Source organism: Okeania sp. SIO2F4 (genome assembly GCF_010672385.1).
Taxonomy (GTDB): domain Bacteria; phylum Cyanobacteriota; class Cyanobacteriia; order Cyanobacteriales; family Microcoleaceae; genus Trichodesmium.
Map to the genome: position 1 here is coordinate 1 of NZ_JAAHGT010001048.1, position 3,224 is coordinate 3,224.

General features: G+C 37.7%; 3 protein-coding genes. 1 reads left to right on the top strand and 2 read right to left on the bottom strand.

What is annotated here, in order from left to right; genetic code table 11:
- Positions 1-975, bottom strand: coding sequence for a glycoside hydrolase family 10-like protein (locus tag F6K22_RS36875; RefSeq protein ID WP_293109691.1), 975 nt, complete (start codon positions 973-975; stop codon positions 1-3).
- A gap of 1,080 nt (positions 976-2,055) precedes the next feature.
- Here F6K22_RS36875 and F6K22_RS36880 point away from each other — a divergent pair.
- Entirely contained in the window at positions 2,056-2,775 is a 720-nt protein-coding gene (locus tag F6K22_RS36880) for a biliverdin-producing heme oxygenase (protein ID WP_293109693.1), read from the top strand.
- A 7-nt stretch (positions 2,776-2,782) separates the two neighbouring features.
- Here the strand turns inward: F6K22_RS36880 and F6K22_RS36885 are convergent, their stop codons facing one another.
- The gene (locus tag F6K22_RS36885) at positions 2,783-2,926 is read right to left on the bottom strand and encodes a hypothetical protein (protein WP_293109694.1); all 144 of its coding nucleotides are present in this window, start codon (positions 2,924-2,926) and stop codon (positions 2,783-2,785) included.
- Positions 2,927-3,224: the final 298 nt, after the last annotated feature.

A 3,224-nucleotide genomic window follows, 5' to 3' on the forward strand; every position in this document is an offset into this window, starting at 1 on the left:
TTAGAAAAATAACACCTCTCCATTAATACCCACAGAACGGTTATAAGCGATCGCTTCCAACAAATAATCTACACTAATACGATAAGAGCCAACTTTGATTAAAATTCCTGGAAATACTTTGCTCAACTGACTTCCAGTTGACTGTTGCCTCGCTAACTGTTGCGCAATAGTTTTGTAGCCAGAAAAATCACGACGATAAAGTTGAGGATGAATAATATCCACAATTTCTCGGTTTATCCAAGTAGGATAGTCTTGCAGATATTCATTGAAACTCCACTTATAAAAACTGGGTGCCATTGAAACCAAAATATTAGGTTTAACTGCTTTGACTTCTCTGTATAAACGAGCCAAAAAATCTGTCAGAATATCCGCTCGCCATTGCAACCACTTCTGATGTTTATGATTTTGGGGAGGATAACAAGAAAACTGCTGACGATAACGCGCTATAGTTTTCCCATCATAACCACCTTCTGAAGGAAACGCTGGCATTCGGTCATCTCCCTGAATACCATCAATGTCATAATTTCTCACAACTTCCAACACCAGATCGAGCAAAAAATTCTGCACTTCCTCATCTAAAGCATTCATCCACTCAAAACCATTTTTCACCAATAAATTCCCTCTACAGTCAGTAGCTCCCCATTCTGGTTTTTTCCTCAGGAGCAACCCTCCATTTTGTTTGTAAGAACTGACAAACCCATATTCAAACCAAGGAATAACTTTCAAACCCACTCGCTTTGCTTCTGCGATGACTTCTGCTAGAGGGTCGCGACCTTTGTATAGGGAGTCTATCTCTCGACCAAAAGTTTTTCCCATCAGTTGACTAGGGTAGAGAGTAAATGCTTTATTCCAAACCACAGGAAATACAACGTTAAACCCCGTTTCTACAAGAAAACCCATTGCTGAAGCAATTTTGTCTCTAGAATAGAGAATTTTACTATCAACATTTGTCAGCCAGATACCTCGTAATTCCATAAATAATTATCTAAGATTATTGATTATTTTGCTCTCAGGACTTACGCAAAGACACTATATATAGCGTTCAAAAACTATAACGTTATAGATACATAGTTTTTAAGACTCAGAAGTTCGTAAGTCCTGGCTCTGAAAAAACTTTTCCGTTTGTCATGCTCTGCAAACGAATTGAATATTATTCGATTGCAAAAGGTGATTTTCTTGATCAAAATTTCATAATTTAATTTTTGCCTAGATACTTTATAATTAAATTAACAGTCTTTAATCCAAAAGTTTACACTTAATACCCTCTTATAAGACCCTTAAGCGTATCTATTTGTGTACTTAAATTGGGAGTGTGGGGAGTGTGGGGAGTGTGGGGAGATGGGGTATATTAGACCTCTCCTAAAATCCCAAATCCAATCAATTATTACCCATAAATTATCAATTACTTCTCCCTATTCCCTCTTTTCTGGAGATACCTTCAGTGCTTCTATACCACTTTGAACAAAGAATGCTACAAAAAGGTGCATCTCGATCGGAGATGTTTCAAAAGAGCAACTCCAATTCATTTTAGACAGCTATCTCTATCATATTCCCCTTTTTTCAATATTTACTCCTTATTTCTTCTTCCCTATTCCGTAGGGAGGTTCCATGGAACCTCCCTACCATTTGTAAGTAGTCGTGCTTTTAGGAATTTCCTAGTTAAGAAAGGGAACAGAGAACAGGAACATAGGATGTGTAATTAATTTTCCATAGGAACTTAACAAATATTTGTATTATCTGAGTAGATTGCTGATGATACAGATGCAAATTACAGCAATGCATGAGGATGCTGAGGTACAGTCATAAGACTACTTTTATATTCCCTGTTCCCTAGGACAATAAAACTTTGTACCTCACGCGCCTCCGAAACTGCTGTAAATGTACAATAGTATGATAAATAATCCAAAATCTGGTTAATGATTCCTTCTTAATTATTCTTAACGTAAATTTTCATCCATTCATTTTAAGGTATTCAAATAGGCAATTGAATTTCTAAGTTTCTGTAGAAATTGATACGGCCAATTGTATAGTTTAGTATCAGTAAGGAAATTTAACATGAGTGTAAACCTAGCAACTCAATTACGTGAAGGAACCAAAAAAGCTCATACAAACGCAGAAAATGTAGGTTTTGTCAAGTGTTTTTTAAAAGGAGTTGTAGAAAAGACCTCCTACCGGACTTTAGTTAAGAATCTTTACTTTGTTTATTCCGCGATGGAAGAAGAGATGCAACGCCACCGGGAACATCCAATCGTTTCCCAGATTTACTTTCCAGTGCTCAACCGTAAGCAAAGCTTAGAAGAAGACCTAAAGTTTTATTATGGTGCTGGTTGGCGCGAGCAAGTGGCTCCTTCTCCTGCTGGTGAAGCTTATGTACAGAGAATTAGAGAAATCTCAGAAAAAGAACCAGAATTGTTAGTGGCTCACTCCTATACTCGTTACTTGGGAGATTTGTCTGGTGGTCAAATTCTCAAGAAAATTGCTCAGAGAGGCATGAATCTAATTGATGGGGAAGGTACTGCTTTCTATGAATTCCCAGAAATTCCGGATGAGAAAGCATTCAAAAATAACTATCGTCAGGCAATGAATGATTTACCCATCGATCAGGCAACAGCAGATAGAATGGTAGATGAGGCGAACGCTGCTTTTGGCATGAACATGAAAATGTTCAATGAATTAGAGGGTAATTTGATTAAAGCTATTGGTATCTTACTATTTAATACTTTGACAAGAAAGCGCAGCGCTGGTAGTACAGAGTTGGCTACTGCGGCTGAATAGATAATGCTTAATTAGTTAATATTGCCTTTTCCAGAGAGACTATATTTTTAAATTGTTTTTGAAATCCTGGGGGTTTGATGGCTGAAGTTGCAGTCACCAAGTCTCCAGGATTTGGCGTTTGAAGAGTATTAGGGCTAACTACTGAATTCATTAATCGATAATGGATAATGGATAATTACCTCTCCCTACAACGGATTGGATTGACGCAGAGCGTGAAATTTTTTTGTGATCAAGAGGAGATTGGATATGACGTTTCGCTAACGCTAACGCAAGCGACCGCTTGTTTCTCCTTTAAAGGAGAGGCTTTTTACCTTAATTATTCGGTAAAACAATTGGACAAAAGTTGACATAATTTGTCATCTTTAATTGAATTGACATCCTCCCGACGCTGCTAATCGAGACAGGGCGGGATTCCCGCTCCATCAGGCTATAGGGGCTTTCTGCTTAAG